The organism is Halomarina salina (assembly GCF_023074835.1).
GTDB classification, from domain to species: Archaea; Halobacteriota; Halobacteria; order Halobacteriales; family Haloarculaceae; genus Halomarina; species Halomarina salina.
Window position 1 is genome coordinate 1,893,760 of record NZ_JALLGW010000001.1, and the last position, 19,120, is coordinate 1,912,879.

A 19,120-nucleotide genomic window follows, 5' to 3' on the forward strand; every position below is an offset into this window, starting at 1 on the left:
AAAACCATTTCGGGGTCGTGCCGGAGCGAGGGGGGTTCACACGTTCACGAACGGCGAGCGGTCGGCCGTCTCGTCGTCCGCCGACGGTCACCTCTCTTCGACGAAGGGACGGACGCGCACCGGGTCGACGGACTCCGCCGGCCCCGCCGGGTCGTACGCCACGCGGTCCAGCAGCCCGAGCGCGTGGAACTCGACGTGCGAGGGTACCGTGCGGTCCGCACCGGCCGCCACTATCGCCGCGAACTGCTCTTCGCTCATCATCCCCAGGTACGGGTCGTCGGGATACCGGTTCGGCGGCGACTGGAGGCGGCGGTACGCGCGCCGGGCGAGCGAGCCGAGCACCGGGACGCGCTCGACGCGCTGTTTCACCGACGCGAGCGAGTCACTGCCCGACGGGAACGTCGCCGACGGGTCGTCGAGCGTCGAGGCCGCCTCGTACGCACGTTCGACGAACTCGTCGTGGAACCGCTTGTCCACCCTGCGGTCGGTCGGGACGTCCCGCCAGAACGCGACGCACTCGGCGTCCCACAGCGGGAACCACCAGTCGTAGCCGACGTGTTCGTAGACGGCGTTCGAGCGAATGCGCTTGGACTGTCGCTCGGCCCAGTCCCACTCCTCGTACGCGGCGACGGCTCGCTCGAACGGTTCGTCGTCGCCCCTGAACCGGTCGCCGACGGCCTCCAGCACCCGAGTGCCCAGTTCGTCGCCGTGAGCCGCCCGGTCCCAGCCCCACGCGTCGTAGTTGGCGTCGAGCAGCGTCTCGACGAACAGGTCCCTGGAGATTCGGTCGCGCCCGCGGAACCGTGTCGGGACGTGCTCGCCCGTCGTGTGCGCGCCGTCGCCCGTGACGACGACGGCGTCCTCGGGGAGTCGACCCTGCCGACGAAGTTTCCGCATCGCCAGCGCGAGGCCGTAGTTCGGGGCCGACGCCAGCCACCCCGCGTCCCGGTCGAACGCTCGGCGGGCGGCGGAGTGGTACCAGTCGGCCACCTCGTCCTGGTCGATGGCGACGAACTCCCAGGGGATGCCCAGGTCGTCTGCGACCCGTTCGCTCGTCGTCGCCTCGTCGGCCGCCGCGCCGTAGGTGAACGCGACCAGGTCCTCGTACTCCTGTCGCTGGAGCGCCAGTGCGACGAGTCGGGAGTCGTGGCCCGCCGACAGGGAGATAGCGATGGGCCGACCGTCGGCGTGCTCGACGAGGCGGCCGAACGCACCGTCGAGTGCGTCCCAGTACGCGTCGACGAGTCGGTCAGTGTCCGCCCGTTCGGGCGGGTCGTCGCGCTCGTAGCGGTAGTAGCGCTGACGCTGGACGTCGACGCCGTCGCTCGCCGTCGCGTCCGACGCCGCCGTCGCCACGAGCAGTTCCCCGCTCTGGAGCTGTCGCACGCCGGGTGCGAGCGTATCGCTGCCGGTGACACAGCCGGTGAGGAGGTACTCGGCGGCGACGGTCGGGTCCGAGTCGTCCGCGTCGACCACTGTCGCGAGCCAGTGGGCGTCGTCGCTCAGGTAGAGTTCGCCGTCGGCGACGGCGTAGTACAGGGGGGCGCTCCGAATGCGGTCGACGGCGGCGACGACCGCGTCCTCCGTCTCCCGGAGCACGCCGAAGAATCCGTTCAGGTCGGCCACCGCTCGGCAGAACGCCTCCGCGCCTGTCCCGGCGACGTGGGCCGCGAACGCACTCGCGTCGAGGCACTCGTCGTCGAGGAAGGGACGTCCCGTGACGACGACGTCGCCGCTTCTGGTCCAGCGGTCGCCGAGCCGAACGCGTGCGGACTCCATTCGAGGACGGTCCGGCGAGCGGACTAATCAGCGTACCGACGGCAGATTGGCTCGCGACGGACGCCCCCGTCAGCAGTGCTCGCGCAGGAACGACGCACAGCGCCCCGCTACCTTCGTCTCCTGGCCGAGGAAGAAGTGGTCGCCGCTGAACCCCTCGACTGCGAGGCCGAGTTCGCGGGCCCGGTCGACGACGGGTTCCCAGTCCGCGGTCGTGTCGCGTTCGCCGTAGACGACCTGCGTCGGCGCGTCGACTGTGTCCAGCGCGGCGACGGCGTCCAGTTTTCCGGAGATTCGGGCCGCGGGGGCGAGCGCGCTCACACACGCGAGGTTCTCGCGTTCGCTGCCGACGACGAGCGCGAGACAGCCACCGAACGAGAAGCCGAACAGGCCGACCGTCTCGTAGCGCTCGTCCGCCCAGTCGAGTGCGGCGTGGACGTCGGTCCGCTCGCCCTCGCCCTCGTCCCACGGGCCGTAGTCGAAGCGCAGACAGTCGACGTCGGGTGTGAGTGCCTCGCCGAGCGCGGTCAGGCGGGCGTCGCTCCGGGACCCGCCCATCTGGGGGTGCGGCGGGCAGGCGACGACGCACGCGTCGACGGTCCCCGCCGTGCCGTCGTCACCGTCCGAATCGGCGCCGGCGGTGTCGAGCGTCGCCCGGACGTCGCGGGAGTGGGGAACGACTACCGAGTCGGTCATACCACGGGGAGGTGCGGCGCGGCCTTCAACGGCGGTGGTCCGTCCGGGTGGGTGCGAGAGGTGACGGTCCCCTGTCAATCCCCTGTGCGTTTAAGCCTCCGGACACTAATCGTGCGGTATGGGAATCCTCTCACGCACCTCGTACGTCATCCGGTCGAAGATCAACTCGGTCCTCGATCGAGCCGAGGACCCCACCGAGACCCTCGACTACTCGTACGAGCAGTTGCGCGACGAACTCCAGAACGTCAAACGCGGCATCGCCGACCTCACGACCCAGAAGAAGCGCCTGGAAATCCAGAAGCGCCGCCTGGAGGAGAACGTCTCCAAGCACAACGAGCAGGCGCGACAGGCCGTCGAGCAGGACCGCGACGACCTGGCCCGGAAGGCCCTCGAACGGAAGAAACAGAAGATGAACCAGATCGAGGAGCTGGAGGGGCAGATAGCGGACCTCCAGCAGACCCAGGACAAGCTCGTCGACAAGAAGGACACCCTCGAGTCGCGCATCGAGGAGTTCCGCACGAAGAAGGAGTCGATGAAGGCCCGCTACGAGGCCGCCGAGGCCAGCACGCGCGTCAGCGAGGCGATGACCGGCGCGGGCGACGACATGGCCGACCTCAACCGCTCCATCGAGCGCGCCGAGGAGCGCACCGAGGACATGGAGGCCCGTGCTTCGGCGCTCGACGAACTGCAGGAGTCGGGTGCGTTCGACGACGCGCTCTCGGACAAGGACTCGCTCGACCGCGAACTCGAACAGCTGTCGACCGACAGCGAGGTCGAGGCGGAACTCGACACGCTGCGCGCGGAGATGGGCAAGTCCTCGACCGACGGCGGCGAGACCGACACCCAGAGCGACGAGGAGGTCGAGTCGGCGCTCGAGGAACTGGAGACCGAGACGGAGGCCGACTCCGGGTCGGGGTCGTCGTCCGGGAACGGCGACGGCGACGCCGATACGAACGACGAGGCGGTCGAAGCCGAACTCGAGGAGCTGAAAGACGACGACCAGTAGACCGCCTCCCAGTCGGTCGATTCCCGTCGTCGCCCTGGTGGTTCCCCGTGGTCCCACCTCGTTCCCCTCCGTTCCGTCCGTCACTGCGAGACGTTGACATCAGTAACGCGACCGTCACGACCCCGTACCTGCCCTCGAAATCCGATGCCCGCAGTTCTATTACGACGGCACGAGTCGCTCCCGTCATGGATAGCGACCAGGTGCCAACGCGCCGCGGCTTTCTGACCGGGGCGTCGGCAGTCGGCGCGATGGCACTGGCTGGCTGTGTGACGACTCGCCTCTCCGTCTCCGCCCCGAACGTCGACGACTCGCCCGTGTTCGACTCGTTCTCGGTCGCCAACGACGTGGTCTGGGGGAACGACGCGGCACAGGTGAAGGCGACGCTCACCGACGCGGCGACGACCGATGAGATGGTCCGGGAGCTGAGTGCCATCTCCTCGTTCGGGAGCGACGCGTGGACGGGGATGGTCTCCGGGGGACAGACGAGCGTGTCGATGTACCTGCCCGTCGGCACGGACCTCACCGTACACGCGTTCAATCACTCGGCCGAACCCGTCGACTCGCAGCCACTCCGAGTCGGCGGGAACAGCTTCCCGTGATGCTCGGCGTGCCCATCGTTCTTCGGCCTCGCTGGGGTAGTGAATCGGGATGAGTGGCCCCGGAAACAGCGACGTCGAGGCTGGCGAGCAGCCAAAAGACAAGATGCGCCAGCGGACCGACACGAACACGCTCGTCCTCCGGGTCCTGCTGGAGACGGACCGGCGACTGTTCGCGCTGGGGCTGTTCGTCGTCGTCTTCGTCGCGCTGGTGGTCGTCGGTGTCGTTCACCCGACGTCGGCGATACTGCTGCGAGAGGGCGACACGGTCGAGACGCTGTTCAACGCGCTCATCTCCGCGACGGTCACCGGCGTCACCGTCGTCCTCACGCTGAACCAGCTGGTGCTCTCCCAGGAACTCGGCGCGGTCGGCGACCAGCGCGAGCGGATGGAAGGGGCGATGGAGTTCCGCGAGGACGTCGAGAGTGTCCTGGATACCCCCGTCAGCCCCGCCGACCCCTCGGCGTTCCTCCGCGCGCTGGTCGAGGTGACCGCAGTGCGCGCCGAGGAGGTCCGCGACGTCCTCGACACGGACAACGAGGACCTGCGCGAGTTCGTCGACGACCTCGTCTCCTCGACGACGGGCAACGCCACGCAGGTCAGCGAGAGCCTCGAAGGCGAGAAGTTCGGCCGCTACTCCGTCCTGTCGGCCGCGCTCAACTTCAACTACTCCTGGAAGCTGTACGCCGCCCGCCGCCTCCGCAACCAGTTCGCCGACGAGTTGAACGACGAGGCCGACGAGGCGCTGGAGGAGTTCGTCGAGACGCTGATGCTGTTCGGCCCCGGTCGCGAGCACTTCAAGACGCTCTACTTCCAGTGGGAGCTCATCAACCTCTCGCGGTCCATCGTCGTCACGGCGGTCCCGGCGCTCGTCGTCGCCATCTGCACGCTCGTCTACTACGACCCGGCGGTGTTCGGTGGCGTCGTCTTCGGCGTCGACCAGGTCGTCCTGCTGGTCGGCCTCACCGCCGCCATCGCCGTCGCACCGTTCGTCGTCCTGCTGTCGTACGTGCTCCGTATCGCGACGGTGACGAAGCGGACGCTCTCCATCGGTCCGTTCATCCTCCGGGAGACCGACCGCGACGAGGACATCGACTGGCAGTGAGCGGGACGGTCGGCTGCGATTCGACGACGTTCGATTCGACGACGTGAGAACCGGGACGCTCGACGGCCTCAGTCGGAGAGGAAGTCCACGCTGACGTGCTTCTCGTCGCGTTCGCGCTCGACGTGGTCTCGGAACGCCTCAACGGACACGTCCTGTCGCTCGCGCTCCTCGCGGTCACGGACCGAGACGGTGCCGTCGGCCTCCTCGTTGTCGCCGACGATGAGCATGTACGGCACCCGGTCGTCGTGGGCCTGCTGAATCTTCTTGCCGACCGTCCACGAGCGGTCCTCGATCTCGACGCGGAACTCGCCGAGTTCGGCCGCGACTGCCTCGGCGTACTCCAGGTTGTCGTCCGTGACGGGGAGGATGCGGACCTGCTCGGGGGCGAGCCACAGCGGGAACTTCCCGTTGAAGTGCTCTATCATGACGCCCATGAACCGTTCGAACGTCCCGAGCAGCGCCCGGTGGACCATCACCGGCCGGTGTTCCTCGTTGTCCTCCCCGATGTAGGTGAGGTCGAGGCGCTCGGGGATGTTGAAGTCGAGCTGGACCGTCCCGATGGTCCACTCGCGGCCGATGGCGTCGACGGCGTTGATGCCTATCTTCGGGCCGTAGAACGCCGCTTCGCCCTCGTCGACCTCGTAGTCGAGCCCCTCGGATTCGAGCGCGTCGGCCAGTGAGTCGGTCGCCTCGCTCCATATCTCGTCCGACCCGACGGCGTTGTCGCCCTGGGTCTCCAGGACGTACTCCATCTCGAAGTCGAAGTGGCCGAGGATCTCGTCGATTGCCTCCAGCACGTCGACGATCTCGCCCTGGATCTGGTCCTTGCGGATGAACGCGTGGCCGTCGTCCTGGGTCATCCCGCGGACGCGCAGCAGGCCCGAGAGTTCGCCGGACTGCTCGTTGCGGTACACCGTGCCGAACTCCGAGAACCGGATGGGGAGGTCGCGGTAGGAGCGCTTCTCGCGCCCGTAGAGGTAGGCGTGGTTCGCGCAGTTCATCGGCTTCAGGCCGTACTCGGTGTCGTCCTGCTCCCAGTTGAACATCTCGCCCTCGGCGGTGAAGTTGTCGTAGTGGCCCGTCGGCTTCCAGAGGTCGGCCTTGTTGAGTTCGGGCGTCCACACCTCGTCGTAGCCGAGGTCGTCGTTCTGCTCGCGGATGTAGTCCTCCAGTTCCCGGCGGATGGTCATCCCGTTCGGGTGGTAGTGGGGACAGCCCGGCGAGTGCGACGGGATGGAGAAGAGGTCCATCTCGCGGCCGATCTTCCGGTGGTCGCGCTCTTTCGCCTCCTCGCGTCGTTCGAGGAACTGCTCTAGCTGGGACTCGTTCGGGAACGCCGTGCCGTACACTCGGGTGAGCGTCTCGTTGGCCTCGTCACCGCGCCAGTACGCCGCGGAGATGTCGAGCAGTTTGAACCCGCCGACCTCGCCCGTCGACTCGACGTGCGGGCCCTTACAGAGGTCCTCGAACTCGCCCTGTCGGTAGAACGAGACGGGGTCCTCGCCCGCCGCCTCCGTCTCCAGGATGTCGCGTTTGAACTCGTTGTCCGCGTAGTGGTCCAGCGCTTCCTCCCGCGAGCGTTCGAACCGCTCGATATCGAGGTCCTCCTCCACTATCTCGGCCATCTCCGCCTCTATCTCGCTGAGGTCGGCCTCGTCGAGGTCGACGTTCGTCACGTCGTAGTAGTACCCCTCGTCCGTCCACGGGCCGATGGTGAGTTTCGCCTCGGGGTGGAGGCGCTGGAGCGCCTGCGCGAAGACGTGGGCCGCCGAGTGTCGGAGGACGTCGAGGTACTCGTCGGACTGGTCGGTGACGATCTCGATGCGGACGCCGTCGTACACCGGCGTCGCCTCGTCGACGAGGTCGCCGTCGAGGACGCCAGCGACGGTGTCTCGCCCGAGCCCCGGTCCGATTTCGTACGCTACGTCCGACACGGTGGCTCCCTCGTCGACGGAGAGTTTGGAGCCATCCGGGAGTTCGACGGTGATGTCGCTCATGTATGGCGCGGAGTTGCCACCATGCAGGGAAAAACGTAGCCATCCCCCGTCGACGCGTCTCACTCCCCCGTCAGCGTTTTCACTGCGGTGTTGCGAAGCGACGCCGTCGCAGGCAGCCACGAACGAGAGCGTCTCGACTCCCGGCTTGTCACGAACGGTGGTAGTACTCCGGGCAGATACTGTTCAGCACGAGGAGGGACGATACGGTTAACCGTCTCCACTAGAAGATTCACGCGCACTGGCGACCCGAACTGGGGGGTCGGCCGTGCACCGAGTGAGACATGTCGGAACGACCGACGGTACGCGGAGGTGGCCGTCGCGGTGGCCCCTCCCACCTACCGTCCGTCGTCGTGCAGTGCGCGTGTGATATCCCGTCCGCGTCCGTCGATTGTAGGGGTGCTGGTTGCGTGTGCAATACTGCTCGACCGACACGATAGGATGACGGTTCGGTTCCACAGGGTGACCGAGCGGTTCACGTGTCGACGAGATGGGAGCGCTCGTCGCTCGTCCCCGCAGGGCGTCGGTCCCGTCGATCAGTCGGCCGCTTCTATCGCGTAGACGTCGCCCGACGAGTCCTCGGGCGCTGCGGCGAGTCGGTCGAGGCGCTCTCAAACCGTGTGGACCGTCTCGCCACGACAGGGCGCGACCCACGTGAGTGTCTCGCCGCGACGTTCCGCGAGCGCCACCGTCGGCACGGTGAGGTTGTGGCGGACCTCGCTCGTCACCGCCGACCGTGTGTCGCGCGTCTCGAAGCCGGAGAGCGTCCGCCCCGTCTCGTCGGCCCACCGCTGGAACTCCTCGACGCTGTCGCGGATGGTCCGGGCGGCATCGGTGGCCAGCACCCGGTCGTCGAGGCTGACGCCGTCGCCCCAGACGGTGACGTCGTAGCCATCGACGACGCCGTCCGCGACGAGGCCCGCCATTCGGTCCAGCACGTCCCCGACAGCGGCCGTCCCGGCGTCGGCCGAGAGCGAGCGGACGTACAGTTCGAGCGTGAGTGTGTCATTCTCTCCCATGGTTACTTCTCGGTGGGCATCTCGACCGTATCAACCTTCTGTATATCGGCATTAGACGTCTCGATTCGGTCCTAGTAGCCTTATTTCAGTACAATCTGATGGTCGCAGGAAGTAGACACTCTCGGCGTCACGACCGTCGCGCGCCAGTCCCCGGTCGGTCGACCGTCGAGAGGTCGATGTCGCCGCCGGGCATCGGGACGCCGTCGTAGGGGTCCGAATCGAGCAACAGCGACCCGTCGAGGTCCGCGTAGTCGAGCAGCGGAGCGAGGTGGACCGACGCGGCGATGGCGGCGTTCGTCTCTATCATACAGCCGAGCATCGTCTCCAGACCGTGTGCGCGGGCGGCGTGGAACAGTTCGACGGCCTGTCGAGGCCCGCCGCACTTCATCAGCTTCACGTTCGCGATGTCGCAGGCGTCGGCGATGCGGGGGACGTCCGCGAGCGTCACGCAGGACTCGTCGGCCGCGATGGGGACGGCCGAGCGCTCGTAGACGTAGCGGAGGCCCTCCGGGTGGTCGGCGGGAACCGGCTGTTCGCAGAACTCCACGTCGTACTCGGCCAGCCACGCGCAGTTGCGGACCGCCTCGCGGGGCGTCCACGCCTCGTTCGCGTCGACACGGAGGCGGGCGTCTGGGGCGGCCTCCCGGACCGCCGCCAGTCGCGCCTCGTCGTCGTCGGTCCCGAGTTTCGTCTTCAGGACGCTGTAGCCCGCGTCGACGGCGTCGCGGGTCTTCTCGGCCATCCGCTCGGGGTCGTCGATGCCGACGGTGAACGAGGAGGTGACCGTCCGCGACCCGTCGAGGCCCAACAGGCGGTAGAGCGGCACGTCGAGGCGTTTCGCAGCGAGGTCACAGCACGCGATGCGGACGGCGGCCTTCGCCGCCGGGTTCCGCTCCACGACCCGGTCGAGGCGCGCGTCGACGGCGTCCAGCGCCAACGGGTCGCCGACCGCCTCGACTGCCGCGAGCAGGTCGGGCAGGACGGCCTCGACCGTGGCCGCCGTCTCGCCATAGTGTCGAGACGGTGCGGCCGCGCCGACGCCGACGTGCTCTCCGTCCTCGATACGAACGACGACGTTGTCGGCGGTGTGCTGGGTCCCCCGCGAGATGGTGAACGGGGTCTTCAGGGGGAGTTCCACCCGCTCGAACTCGGTCGTGAGGCTGGTCGTACCGGTCGCTCCCCCGGGGTCTGTCGAATCGGCCGGGTCGGTCATAGCGCGTCCAGAATCTCGTCACAACCGAACCGGACCGCGTCGGTTGCGGGCGCGTCGAGCGCCGTCGAGAACTGCTCGACCGCCGCTTCGGCCTCACTGGCGGCCAGTTTCGACGTGTTGAGCGACCCCGCGACGACGCTCGTCGGGTGGACGGGTTCGGCGAGGTCCTCGTACAGCGTCGCGTGGTCGCCCACGTCGGGGATGGAGAACGACTCGTAGCCGTGGACCGACTCGCGGCCCGCCTCGTGGCAGTAGACCAGCGCGTCGGGCATCGACCCGTGGAGGATGCCACAGGTGACCGCGGAGTACGCGGGGTGGGTGATGGCTCCCTGCCCCTCGACGAACAGGTAGTCGTACTCCTCGGCGCGTTCCACTATCATCCGCTCGACCGCACCCGCGGTGAAGTCCGATATCGTCCGGTCGATGGGCAGCCCCCAGCCCTCTATCATGATGCCGGTCTGGCCGGTGGGGACGAACCCGGCACTCATCCCGCGGTCGCGGGCCGCTTCCACGAGTTCACAGGTCGCGGTCATCTTCCCCGTCGAGCAGTCGCTGCCGACGGTGGTGACGACGGTGGCGTCCACGTCGCGGGCGACGCCGTCGGCGACGGTGAGGTCGTCGGGCGGGTCCCGGACGTCCCAGAGACGCGCGTCGTGTTCCTCCGCGAGCGAGGCGAACTCCTCGTCGTCGGTCAGGAAGTAGTGGAGCCCCGACCACACCTCCGCGCCGCGTTCGAGCGCACCGCGAACGTCGTCGCGCCAGGTCTCGTCGAAGCCGCCACCGATGGGCGCGATGCCGACGACGAACGCGTCGATGTCGGGCACGTCGTCGATACCGGCGACGACCGGAGCGTCCTGTACGTCCCGGACGTGATCGGCGACGCGGTCCCCCGCGTGGTCGCGGTCGAGGACGGCGACGACCTCGTGGTCGGTGTAGCGGAGCAACCCCACGGCGGTCTTCGCCCGGTCGGGGAACTTCCCGTGAGCCAGGATGGCGAGTCGCATACCGACTCACGCGGAGCGAGACGGCTTAAACGGTGGTGCGAGTGACCGTGCGGCTGACAGCTCCTCGCCTCACTGGAGGCTACTCGTCGGCTTCTTCCGGGAACTTCACCGCGAGGACGGGCACCTCCGAGAGTCGTAGCACCTTCTCGGCGACGCTCCCCATCAGCAGGCGGTCGAGGCCGCGCCGTCCGTGGGTCGCCATCACGACGAGGTCGACGTCGTGGTCCTCGGTCGCGTCGACGATGGCGCGGTGGGGCGTCCGGCCGGTCACGACCTCGGTCTCGCAGTCGACGCCGCTCTCCGCCGCGCGCTCCGACGCCTCCCGCACGAGTCGGTCACCGCGTTCCTGGAGGTGTTTCTCGACCGAACTCATGTCGAAGTCGAACCCCTCCGGGTCGCCGCTGGGGTACCAGACGTCCGCGACGACGTGGAGCACGTGGAGCGTCGCGTCGTACGTCGATGCGAGGTCGATGGCGTGGTCGAGTGCGAACTCCGCCCCGTCGCTGCCGTCGGTCGGGAACAGGATGTGCTGGTACATGGCCGGTGGTTCGACGGCCACCGACATGAATCGGCGGGCCGCGTGGACGGGGTGCCGTCTCAGAGCGCCGACAGGCGCGCCGTCCAGAACTCCGCGGCCGCGTCGTCGAGGGACTCCTCGTCGTCGCCCGTCGCGTCGACGGCACGGGTCGCCGCTGCCCGGTCCGCGAACTCGTCGAGGACGGTGCGCTGGCCGGTGACGTACAGCGGGTCGGGAGCGTCGTCGAGCGCCTCCCGGCAGCGCTCCAGGTGGTCGGCTATCTGGCCGTCGCGGATGCGCTCGAACCGCCCCTGCGAGAACCCGCCCTTCGAGTGCTGTTCCTTCACGTCGCTCTCGAACCCCTCGAAGGAGACGCGCTCGGTGCCCTCGTAGACGCCCAGCGCGAACGTGTCCGACCGGACGAGCGCGAGCGCGTGACGTTCCTCGGGGGCTGGCGCGAACCACGACCGGTCCACCGCGAAGGCCTCGCCCCACTCGCAGAACGGTTCGGGCGCTCGCGGCGGTGCCAGCGCGACGCTCACCAGTTCGGCGTCGTCGGCGTAGACGAGACACGGCGCGGCCCGCGAGACGAGCGCCGCCCGGTCGCCCAGCAGGTCCGTCACTTGCTCCGGCACCCGCTCGTCGACCATCGCGGAGAGCGCGCCCTCGGCGTCGGTCTCGACCGATTCGAGGCGGGAGAGCACTCTCTCCCGTCGGGTTCCGCGGATGGCCTCGCGCCGCCGGAAGTCGAGAGCGACGTCGTCGCTCTCCGATTCGTCGCCTCGTTCGCCCTCCAGCCCGGCGATGCGGTCCTCCAGCCGGTTGATGCGCTCGTCGGCCGCCTGTCGGTCGGTGACGGCCTCCTGGCGGCGTCGCTCCTCGGCCTCCAGCTGTCGTTCGAGGTGTCGCTTCTCGTCTTCCAGCGTCGCGATGCGCTCGCGAAGCTCCTCGCGGCCGAGCAACCGGTCGAGCATACCGGGACGTGGGAGCGGGGGGTTAAATACCGACGGGAGCGCCGAGTTCGATGAGCCGTTCCGCCTGCGGCGCTTTCGCCAGCAACACCTCCTTGAGGTCGGGGTAGCTCCCGTCCTCGACGATGTCGAACGGGACGGCCAGCGTCCGGTCGGGCACCTCGTCGCGGCCGCGAACCGCGAGGTGACGCGTGCCGAGTTTCATCACGAGCGGCTGGTTCCCGTCCGCGACGGGGTCGGACGCCGCCCCTGTCGCGTCCGGTTCGTAGAGCTGTCGTGCTACCTGCTCGTGGTCGAGTCGACTGATCGCTGGCCGGTCGCCCTCGTACGGCTCGACGTACAGCCGTCCGAGATAGTATCCGACTGAGAACTGTTCGAACATCGGTACGAAACCACGTTTGTCATTGTGTGGCATAAACCTTCCCCGCAGGGTTCGCGTTTCTGATAATCACGGCGGAGAACCGAATCCGGCGGCCGGTCTGCGTCAGACGACACCGCTTTCACCGGCCGCGCCGCGTGACTCGGTATGATACCCGAGCGCTGGGCGGAGTACTACCTCTCGAACGCGCCCAGTCTCGTCTGGTTGCTCGTGGCGAACGTCGCCGCCGTGCTGGTCGGAGTGAAGTACTACGTCGCGTCGATGCCCGCGGTGAACACGTTCGCGTGGCCGCTGTACGCCGACTCCCCGACGGCCGTCTTCGTCGCCACGCTCTCGGTGGCGACGCTGCTCCCGAACCTCGGCCGCAGGCTCCGCGACGCGCCGATGAACCTGCCGCTGGCGTACCTCCACACGCTCGCGTTCGCCCTGCTCGTCAAGTACGGCCTGTGGACCGCCCTGGCGCTCAACCTCCGGTTCTCGCTGTACTTCCCCGAGGTGTGGGCGTACTTCGGCATCATCCTCACCCACCTCGCGTTCGTCGGGGAAGCGTACCTCATCCCCCACTACGGGCGGACGACGCGCGGGGCGCTCGCGTTCGCGCTGGTGGTCATGCTCCTCGGGGACTTCGTGGACTACGGGCTGAGCGAGACGGCGGGCTGTGTCCTCGGGTCGCCGCTGGGCCGCTGTGACATCTACCCACCGCTCAGATACGAACCCGGACTGCTCCTCCCGCTGCTCACCGTCGCCACGACCGGGGTTACGATGCTCTTAGCTGTCCGGGCCTTCGACCGGTACGCGCCTGCAACTGTCACCCGGACTGGTACTGACGGTTCCGAGGGCCGTTAACCCGTCCGTAGTGTCGCCGTGGACGGTCTGAACGATACGAACAGTGTGACAGTGTTATACTCCTAGGGGTCTCAGCTCCTGTCGATGAACCGGCAGTGGGTCCTCGTACTCTCCGTGTTGGCGCTCGTCGTACTCGCAGCACCGACGAGCGGTGGTGCCCCACCCGCGGTCCAGTCTCCGTCGGCGCAGGCCACCAACGAGACGAGCCTCGGGACGAGCGTCTCCTCGTTCATGCAGGTGAGTTCCGTGGAGGCCGCGGGGGAGGTCGACCGGCAGATGTTCTCGGCAGCGCTGGCGAACGCACCCAACGAGTCGGTCCGGCAGCGACTCCTCGACCGACGCGCCGAACACCTGGCCGAGCGTCTCGACGACGTCGAGCAGAGCGTCGAGGCGGCGGACCGTGGCGAGGGCGCACAGCGGACCGTCGACCGGAGCGTCGCCGCCGCTCGCGTCGACGCACTGGAGCGAAGCGTCGTCGACGTCGGCGAGTTCACGAACCGCACCGGCTCCTCGCCCCCCGGCTTCGAGGAGTTGCGCGAGAGCGTCCGCGGACTCGCCGAACCGACCGCGTCACCGGTCCTCGACGGGGGGACCGACCCCGACCCGCCGGGGAACGGCGAGCCGGGTACCTCCGCCGCAGGCGGCAACGGCGCACGACCGACTCAGGGTGCGTCTGGCCAGTCGAACGGCAGCGGCGACGGCGCGTCCGGGTCGAACCCCGGCGAGGGTGCGTCTACCTCCAGAAACGGCAGCGGTGCGCCCACGTCCGGGAAGGGCACCGGTGCGTCCAACCCCGGCGACGGTAGCGGTGCCGCCGGCTCGAACCCTGGTGACGGGGGCGCAAGTTCGAACGGCGGTGGCGCGAGCGCCGGGCAGAACGGCGGTGGGCCGGGTAACGGCCCGTCGTCGGTCGGCACGACGACACCCGACGCCGCGAGCGTTCCGACGGACCCCGGTCGACAGTCGAACGGCTCCAGTGAGGCGTCGAACGGGAGTGGGCCGCCTGCGGACGGCGGAAACCAGGCGTCGGACGGTGCTGGTAACTAGTCGAACGGTGGCAGTCCGCCGTCGAACGGTGCCGGTGGGTCGGGGTCGTCCGACTCGTCGGCGTCCCTGCTCGGGCCCGATACCGTTTTCCCCGTCTACGACTAACCTCGGGTAATGGACTCCGCGGCGTTGCTGGATTTACTCGGCAACGAGAACCGTCGACGCATCCTCAGACTTCTCGCGCGGAAACCGTGTTACGTCACCGAGATCAGCGAGTACATCGGGGTCAGCCCGAAGGCCGTCATCGACCACCTCCGACGACTGGAGGAGGCCGGACTGGTCGAGTCCCGTGTCGACGACCAGCGCCGCAAGTACTTCTCCATCGCCCGGAACCTCCGTCTGGAGGTCAACGTCTCGCCGTACGGGTTCGGCGCGAAGTCGGCGTACCCAGCCAGTCGAGGACTGGACATGTCGCGGTGTCAGTACGTGACCATCGAGTGTACGACGCCCGACGACGCGGCACAGCTCGCGGAACTCGCCAGCGAACTCGAACGCCTGGAGCGCCTGTCGAGCGAGCTCTCGATGGCCCAGCGCTGGGTACAGGGCCGACTGACCGAGGTGATGGACGGTATCTCCGACCGGGTCGGCGAGACGCCGTCGCTCGGCGCACCGGGCGGCGCGGACACCCGGTTCTACGCGGAGGTTCTCGCCGCCCTCGCCAACGGCGCGGAGACGGCCAGCGAGGTCGCCCACCGCGCCGACGCGCCGACGGAACTCGCGGAGGAGGCGCTCCAGCGACTCGCCGAACACAGCGTCGTCGCCGAGGACGACGGGCGCTGGTCGCTCGTCGGCTGAGCGCTGTCGGCGACGGCGCTGACAGGACCACGTGCCAGCGCTCGCGCCGCGGTCACTCGTCCGCTTCCTTCCACTCCCCAGGTCGCTCCCCGTGAATCTCGCCCTTCGCCTCGCGCTCGCTCGGCCACACCGCGAGCGCCACGAGGCCGAGGTAGAACGCCCCGAGGAACGCCGTGACGGCGATACCCGGAACACCGGGGAGCGCCGCCGCCTCCAGCCAGCGCCCGTCACCCGCGAACAGCGTGACCTTCGCCAGCCACGAGATGCCCAGCACGCCGAACAGCAGTCCGTAGATGCGCCTGATGCGCCGGGAGAGCGCCTCCCAGTTCGAGACCTTGAACGTGGGGTAGCGGAGGTCCTCGCCGAGTTCCTCGCGCCACGCCGTGTGCTGGGCACCGACCGGGTCGAGGACGTTCGCGAAGACGTTCTCCTGTATCATCCGGACGCGCGCCCGGTAGAGGTCGTAGAAGCGGTACCGGCGCGTCTCGTAGACGAGGAAGACGCCGAGGACGACCAGGCCGACCAGCAGCAGGTACGCGGGCATATCGTCAGACGAGAAGACGATGGAGAGCAGAGCGGCGATGAGGGTGATTGCCCAGTTCGTCGTCTGGTCGATACGGTCGAGCGTGGTGTTCGCCTGGCTGACCTCGCCCCGGTAGTAGTGGGGGAGCGCCGAGAGCAACGCCTCGGCGTCGTCGGCGACGTCCGCGGCCACCTCCTCGTCGGGGTCGTCGGCCGCGCCGTCCGCGCGAGTGGAGTCGTGGCCCATGCCGAACAGGTGGCGACCGGCGGAGAAGCCACTTCCCGGCGGTCGGCGGGAGCGTCGGCCGGAACGGAGTCTCACGACCCCGTACAGCAGCGACCGACGACGGGAGGTCTCGCGGTGCCGTGTCGTCGAACTCTGGCGGAGACGTGCGTCTGCCGTGCCGGACTACTCGCCGATGTCCGCGGTGAGGCCGGACTTCAGGTCGCGGCCGAAGTAGGTGCCGACGACGGCCGCGAGGAGGCCGATGCCGCCCATCACGAGGGCGGCCTGCGGGCCGTTCGCCAGACCGATGGCGAACGCGGCGGGGTTGAACAGGAAGAACCCGATGGCGGAGACGATACCTCCGGCGATGCCCGTCTCGAGGTAGCGTCGACCGCTGCTGACCAGTCCGAAGGCGAAGCCCGCCAGGAGGATGCCGACGACGCCCGGGAGCAGCGGAACGAACCCGCCGAGGACGAACCCACCGGCCATGAACAGCAGCGCGCTGACGAAGTGCTTGGGCGAGAAGACGCCGACGGCGCGCTCCTTGGCGCGCGCTCTCCGGGTGTCGCTCGCGGGGGCGTCCGACGACGTGGTTCGGGTGGAGGTGTCCTCCGACTCGATCTCGCGGAGGAGTTCGTCGGTGCTGGACATGTACACTGCTCTGTCGTGTGGGGCAATGGCTCTTTTGCCGGTTCGGGTGTCCCTCAGTCTGCGGGGTTGGTCGCTGTCTGCGGTCGGTGGCTGTCGTCGTCCGTCGAACAGCGGAGGGCGATTGCGACCCAGAGCGTGCCCGTCGCGAGCGACCCGAGCGCCGAGAAGGTGAGGCCGAGCGTGACGAACGCGAGTGTGTAGGTCAGCGCGATGACGGCGCTCGGGACGCTCGTGGTCCGGGGTACCGACGAGCGGACGTCGGTGAGCGTTGGGGCGAGCGAGAGGATTGCGACGAACGAACCGGCGGTGAATATCAGATCTTGCCAGGGCATACCCCTCGCTCGGTGACACAACGTGAGGAGCGTCCGGGCTTTAGGTGGTCATCTGTCACGCCCTCACAGCGCTACGCCTGTAGCCCCCGTTAACGACCGTGATGCTCTCCGGTCGTTCGCCGAACGACGTTCGACGGCCAGCGCGCTCCCCGCTACCGTCGATTTGAAGTCGGGGCGGCGGGAACTCGCGTCCATGAATCCTGGAGACCGCGTGCGGGTCGACCGCGTGGGTGACGCCACGGGCGACGCCGTCTACGAGGGCATCCTGCTCCCCTCCTCGACGGAGACGGAGGTGGTGGTGAAACTCGACGGCGGCTACAACGTCGGTATCGACCGCGCAGACAGCGAGGTGACGGTGCTGGAGTCCGACGTCTACAGCGTCGGCGAGAGCGAGTCGGGCGACGGGTCGAGCATCGAGTTCGACGACGACCTGCCGACCGTCTCGCTCATCTCGACGGGCGGGACCATCGCCTCGACGGTCGACTACCGAACCGGCGCGGTCACCGCCCAGTTCGACGCCGAGGACGTCCTCCGGGCCGTCCCCGATCTGGCGGGCCGGGCGAACTACCGCGGTCGGGTCGTCGCCAACATCCTCTCGGAGAACATGACGCCCGACGTCTGGCAGGACCTCGCTCACGCTGTGTACGAGGAGATAGAGGCGGGCGCGGACGGCGTCGTCGTGATGCACGGCACGGACACGATGCAGTACACCGCCAGTGCGCTGTCGTTCATGCTCGACACGCCCGTCCCCATCGTCTTCACGGGCAGTCAGCGCTCGGCCGACCGCCCCTCCTCGGACAACGTGATGAACGCGGTCTGCGCCGTCGAGGCCGCGAAGAGCGACTGCGCGGAGGTGCTGCTCTGCATGCACGCCACCGAGTCCGACGACCGCTGTGCCCTGCATCGCGGCACGCGCGTCCGGAAGAACCACACCTCCCGCCGGGACGCCTTCGAGACGGTCGGGTCGAGACCGCTCGGCGAGGTCGACTACGCGCGCCTCGGCGACGAACTGGGCGACCACGACGGCGCGGAGGCGAGTGATGCCGTGTCGTTCCGCCGCCCGCACGTCGAGCGCGACGAGCGAGACCTGGCGCTCCACGACGACCTGGAGACGGACGTGGAACTGCTGAAGTTCGTCCCCGGCATGGACCCGGCGTTCCTCGACGTCTGCGAGGGGAAGGCGGGCGTCGTCCTCGAAGGCACGGGTCTCGGGCACGTCCACACCGGGTTCATCGAGCGCATCGAGGAGTTGGTCGACGACGGCACGACCGTCGTGATGACCAGCCAGTGCGTCGAGGGCCGGGTCTGTGACCGCGTCTACGACACCGGTCGCGACCTGCTCGACGCGGGCGTCGTCGAGGGCGAGGACGTGCTCCCGGAGACGGCGCTGGTGAAGCTGATGTGGACGCTGGCGAACGACGACGACCCGGCGGCCGCGATGGCGCGACCCGTCGCCGGCGAGGTGACTCCCCGGTCGGTGCCGTGGACATGAGCACGAGCGTCGAACTGCGACAGGCCCGCCCCGAGGACCGGGACGACGTCGTCGCCTTCACGCAGGACACGTGGGCCGACCGCGAGGCCGAGGACTACATCCAGCACGTCTACGACGACTGGATAGCGGGCGACGGCGACCGCCAGCGGACGTTCGTCCTCGACGTGAACGACGGCGAGGACGTCGCGGGCATCTGTCAGGGCGTCCTCCTGAGCGACGACGAGGCGTGGGCACAGGGGATGCGCGTCAACGGCGACTACCGGGGCCACGGCGTCAGCCTCGACCTGACACACGGCCTGTTCGACTGGGCGGCCGACGCCGGGGCCACCGTCTGCCGGAACATGGTGTTCTCGTGGAACGTCGCCGGACTCGGTCAGTCGCGGGCCGCCGGGTTCGAACCGGGGACGGAGTTCCGCTGGGCGCACCCCGACCCGGACCCGGACGCCGAGAGCGACCACGAGGTGACGGACGACCCGACCGCCGCGTGGCGCTACTGGACGGACTCCCACGCCCGCGACCACCTCCGGGGGCTGGCACTGGACGCGAACGAGTCGTGGGCCGTCTCGGAACTCACCCCAGAGAAACTCGCGACGGCGGCCGACGAGACGGCCGTCTTCGCGGTCCACGACGAGGGATTGCGCGGGATGGCCTACCGGACCCGGACCTACGACCGCCCGAACGACGAGGGTGAGCAGGTCACCTGGGCGGAGTACGGCGTCGGCGCGTGGGAGAGCGTGGACCACGCCCGGTCGCTGTTCGCGGCCGTCCAGCGCGACGCCGCCTCGGTGGACGCCGACCGCACGCGGGTCCTGATTCCCGAGACGGCCTACCACGTCTCCGACGCGGCGTACGCTCGCGCCGGCGTCTCCGACGAACCGGACTTCGTGATGGCGGCCGACCTCACCGACTGGTAGGCCGACGGGTGTCGACTGC

At 68.7% G+C, this 19,120-nt stretch carries 20 protein-coding genes; 8 read left to right on the forward strand and 12 right to left on the reverse strand.

Annotation, left to right across the window (positions count from 1 at the left end):
- Positions 1-87: 87 nt before the first annotated feature.
- Complete coding sequence (locus tag MX571_RS09585) at positions 88-1,779, reverse strand: asparagine synthase-related protein (RefSeq protein ID WP_247415903.1); 1,692 nt, start codon at positions 1,777-1,779, stop codon at positions 88-90.
- A 69-nt stretch (positions 1,780-1,848) separates the two neighbouring features.
- Positions 1,849-2,472 (reverse strand): alpha/beta hydrolase, encoded by a 624-nt coding sequence (locus tag MX571_RS09590; RefSeq protein ID WP_247415905.1) that lies wholly within the window; start codon positions 2,470-2,472, stop codon positions 1,849-1,851.
- A gap of 118 nt (positions 2,473-2,590) precedes the next feature.
- Between MX571_RS09590 and MX571_RS09595 the strand changes: the two genes are divergently transcribed.
- The 3 genes from MX571_RS09595 to MX571_RS09605 all read left to right on the forward strand — a co-directional run bounded on the left by MX571_RS09595 (position 2,591) and on the right by MX571_RS09605 (position 5,179).
- Entirely contained in the window at positions 2,591-3,478 is an 888-nt protein-coding gene (locus MX571_RS09595) for a PspA/IM30 family protein (RefSeq protein WP_247415907.1), read from the forward strand.
- A gap of 185 nt (positions 3,479-3,663) precedes the next feature.
- A complete protein-coding gene (locus MX571_RS09600; RefSeq protein ID WP_247415909.1) occupies positions 3,664-4,077 on the forward strand; it encodes a twin-arginine translocation signal domain-containing protein in 414 nt (137 codons plus the stop codon).
- A 49-nt stretch (positions 4,078-4,126) separates the two neighbouring features.
- Positions 4,127-5,179 carry a DUF7972 family membrane protein gene (locus tag MX571_RS09605; RefSeq protein ID WP_247415912.1) on the forward strand — a complete coding sequence of 351 codons (1,053 nt, stop codon included), beginning with the start codon at positions 4,127-4,129 and terminating at the stop codon, positions 5,177-5,179.
- Between the two features lie 68 nt (positions 5,180-5,247).
- On the opposite strand, the gene thrS is transcribed toward MX571_RS09605, so the two are convergent.
- From thrS to MX571_RS09640, 7 genes are all read right to left on the reverse strand, one after another.
- Entirely contained in the window at positions 5,248-7,176 is a 1,929-nt protein-coding gene (gene thrS / locus MX571_RS09610) for a threonine--tRNA ligase (RefSeq protein ID WP_247415915.1), read from the reverse strand.
- A 608-nt stretch (positions 7,177-7,784) separates the two neighbouring features.
- A complete protein-coding gene (locus tag MX571_RS09615; RefSeq protein WP_247415918.1) occupies positions 7,785-8,192 on the reverse strand; it encodes an HTH domain-containing protein in 408 nt (135 codons plus the stop codon).
- Positions 8,193-8,319: 127 nt separating this feature from the next.
- A complete protein-coding gene (locus MX571_RS09620) occupies positions 8,320-9,405 on the reverse strand; it encodes a dipeptide epimerase (protein ID WP_247415920.1) in 1,086 nt (361 codons plus the stop codon).
- Complete coding sequence (locus tag MX571_RS09625) at positions 9,402-10,409, reverse strand: N-acetyltransferase DgcN family protein (RefSeq protein WP_247415922.1); 1,008 nt, start codon at positions 10,407-10,409, stop codon at positions 9,402-9,404. The genes MX571_RS09620 and MX571_RS09625 overlap by 4 nt, the downstream gene beginning before the upstream one ends.
- Positions 10,410-10,488: 79 nt before the next feature.
- On the reverse strand, positions 10,489-10,947 hold the full coding sequence (locus MX571_RS09630; RefSeq protein WP_247415924.1) for a universal stress protein: 459 nt from the start codon (positions 10,945-10,947) through the stop codon (positions 10,489-10,491).
- Between the two features lie 59 nt (positions 10,948-11,006).
- On the reverse strand, positions 11,007-11,900 hold the full coding sequence (locus MX571_RS09635; RefSeq protein WP_247415926.1) for a Vms1/Ankzf1 family peptidyl-tRNA hydrolase: 894 nt from the start codon (positions 11,898-11,900) through the stop codon (positions 11,007-11,009).
- Positions 11,901-11,922: 22 nt separating this feature from the next.
- Positions 11,923-12,279 (reverse strand): DUF5802 family protein, encoded by a 357-nt coding sequence (locus MX571_RS09640; RefSeq protein ID WP_247415931.1) that lies wholly within the window; start codon positions 12,277-12,279, stop codon positions 11,923-11,925.
- 144 nt (positions 12,280-12,423) lie between these two features.
- Between MX571_RS09640 and MX571_RS09645 the strand changes: the two genes are divergently transcribed.
- The 3 genes from MX571_RS09645 to MX571_RS09655 all read left to right on the forward strand — a co-directional run bounded on the left by MX571_RS09645 (position 12,424) and on the right by MX571_RS09655 (position 14,964).
- On the forward strand, positions 12,424-13,122 hold the full coding sequence (locus MX571_RS09645; RefSeq protein WP_247415933.1) for a DUF1405 domain-containing protein: 699 nt from the start codon (positions 12,424-12,426) through the stop codon (positions 13,120-13,122).
- Positions 13,123-13,206: 84 nt separating this feature from the next.
- Positions 13,207-14,169, forward strand: coding sequence for a hypothetical protein (locus MX571_RS09650; protein ID WP_247415936.1), 963 nt, complete (start codon positions 13,207-13,209; stop codon positions 14,167-14,169).
- A 114-nt stretch (positions 14,170-14,283) separates the two neighbouring features.
- Complete coding sequence (locus MX571_RS09655; protein ID WP_247415938.1) at positions 14,284-14,964, forward strand: ArsR/SmtB family transcription factor; 681 nt, start codon at positions 14,284-14,286, stop codon at positions 14,962-14,964.
- A gap of 52 nt (positions 14,965-15,016) precedes the next feature.
- Here the strand turns inward: MX571_RS09655 and MX571_RS09660 are convergent, their stop codons facing one another.
- The 3 genes from MX571_RS09660 to MX571_RS09670 form a co-directional block, all read right to left on the reverse strand.
- Positions 15,017-15,733, reverse strand: a complete 717-nt coding sequence (locus tag MX571_RS09660) for a DUF2270 domain-containing protein (protein WP_247415941.1) — start codon at positions 15,731-15,733, stop codon at positions 15,017-15,019.
- 162 nt (positions 15,734-15,895) lie between these two features.
- Entirely contained in the window at positions 15,896-16,363 is a 468-nt protein-coding gene (locus MX571_RS09665; RefSeq protein ID WP_247415944.1) for a DUF8526 domain-containing protein, read from the reverse strand.
- A 53-nt stretch (positions 16,364-16,416) separates the two neighbouring features.
- Positions 16,417-16,695, reverse strand: coding sequence for a hypothetical protein (locus tag MX571_RS09670; RefSeq protein WP_247415946.1), 279 nt, complete (start codon positions 16,693-16,695; stop codon positions 16,417-16,419).
- 193 nt (positions 16,696-16,888) lie between these two features.
- Here MX571_RS09670 and gatD point away from each other — a divergent pair, with 193 nt between their 5' ends.
- Together gatD and MX571_RS09680 are read left to right on the forward strand one after the other, a co-directional pair.
- Positions 16,889-18,187, forward strand: a complete 1,299-nt coding sequence (gene gatD, locus MX571_RS09675; protein ID WP_247415949.1) for a Glu-tRNA(Gln) amidotransferase subunit GatD — start codon at positions 16,889-16,891, stop codon at positions 18,185-18,187.
- Positions 18,184-19,101: a GNAT family N-acetyltransferase gene (locus MX571_RS09680; protein ID WP_247415952.1), complete on the forward strand. Its 918-nt coding sequence runs from the start codon at positions 18,184-18,186 to the stop codon at positions 19,099-19,101. The genes gatD and MX571_RS09680 overlap by 4 nt, the downstream gene beginning before the upstream one ends.
- Positions 19,102-19,120 lie beyond the last annotated feature (19 nt).

Coding starts and splice junctions, on each gene's coding strand:
- MX571_RS09585 (WP_247415903.1), bottom strand. CDS start 1,779: ATGGAGTCCGCACGCGTTCGGCTCGGCGACCGCTGGACCAGAAGCGGC.
- MX571_RS09590 (WP_247415905.1), bottom strand. CDS start 2,472: ATGACCGACTCGGTAGTCGTTCCCCACTCCCGCGACGTCCGGGCGACG.
- MX571_RS09595 (WP_247415907.1), top strand. CDS start 2,591: ATGGGAATCCTCTCACGCACCTCGTACGTCATCCGGTCGAAGATCAAC.
- MX571_RS09600 (WP_247415909.1), top strand. CDS start 3,664: ATGGATAGCGACCAGGTGCCAACGCGCCGCGGCTTTCTGACCGGGGCG.
- MX571_RS09605 (WP_247415912.1), top strand. CDS start 4,127: ATGAGTGGCCCCGGAAACAGCGACGTCGAGGCTGGCGAGCAGCCAAAA.
- thrS (WP_247415915.1), bottom strand. CDS start 7,176: ATGAGCGACATCACCGTCGAACTCCCGGATGGCTCCAAACTCTCCGTC.
- MX571_RS09615 (WP_247415918.1), bottom strand. CDS start 8,192: ATGGGAGAGAATGACACACTCACGCTCGAACTGTACGTCCGCTCGCTC.
- MX571_RS09620 (WP_247415920.1), bottom strand. CDS start 9,405: ATGACCGACCCGGCCGATTCGACAGACCCCGGGGGAGCGACCGGTACG.
- MX571_RS09625 (WP_247415922.1), bottom strand. CDS start 10,409: ATGCGACTCGCCATCCTGGCTCACGGGAAGTTCCCCGACCGGGCGAAG.
- MX571_RS09630 (WP_247415924.1), bottom strand. CDS start 10,947: ATGTACCAGCACATCCTGTTCCCGACCGACGGCAGCGACGGGGCGGAG.
- MX571_RS09635 (WP_247415926.1), bottom strand. CDS start 11,900: ATGCTCGACCGGTTGCTCGGCCGCGAGGAGCTTCGCGAGCGCATCGCG.
- MX571_RS09640 (WP_247415931.1), bottom strand. CDS start 12,279: ATGTTCGAACAGTTCTCAGTCGGATACTATCTCGGACGGCTGTACGTC.
- MX571_RS09645 (WP_247415933.1), top strand. CDS start 12,424: ATGATACCCGAGCGCTGGGCGGAGTACTACCTCTCGAACGCGCCCAGT.
- MX571_RS09650 (WP_247415936.1), top strand. CDS start 13,207: ATGAACCGGCAGTGGGTCCTCGTACTCTCCGTGTTGGCGCTCGTCGTA.
- MX571_RS09655 (WP_247415938.1), top strand. CDS start 14,284: ATGGACTCCGCGGCGTTGCTGGATTTACTCGGCAACGAGAACCGTCGA.
- MX571_RS09660 (WP_247415941.1), bottom strand. CDS start 15,733: ATGGGCCACGACTCCACTCGCGCGGACGGCGCGGCCGACGACCCCGAC.
- MX571_RS09665 (WP_247415944.1), bottom strand. CDS start 16,363: ATGTCCAGCACCGACGAACTCCTCCGCGAGATCGAGTCGGAGGACACC.
- MX571_RS09670 (WP_247415946.1), bottom strand. CDS start 16,695: ATGCCCTGGCAAGATCTGATATTCACCGCCGGTTCGTTCGTCGCAATC.
- gatD (WP_247415949.1), top strand. CDS start 16,889: ATGAATCCTGGAGACCGCGTGCGGGTCGACCGCGTGGGTGACGCCACG.
- MX571_RS09680 (WP_247415952.1), top strand. CDS start 18,184: ATGAGCACGAGCGTCGAACTGCGACAGGCCCGCCCCGAGGACCGGGAC.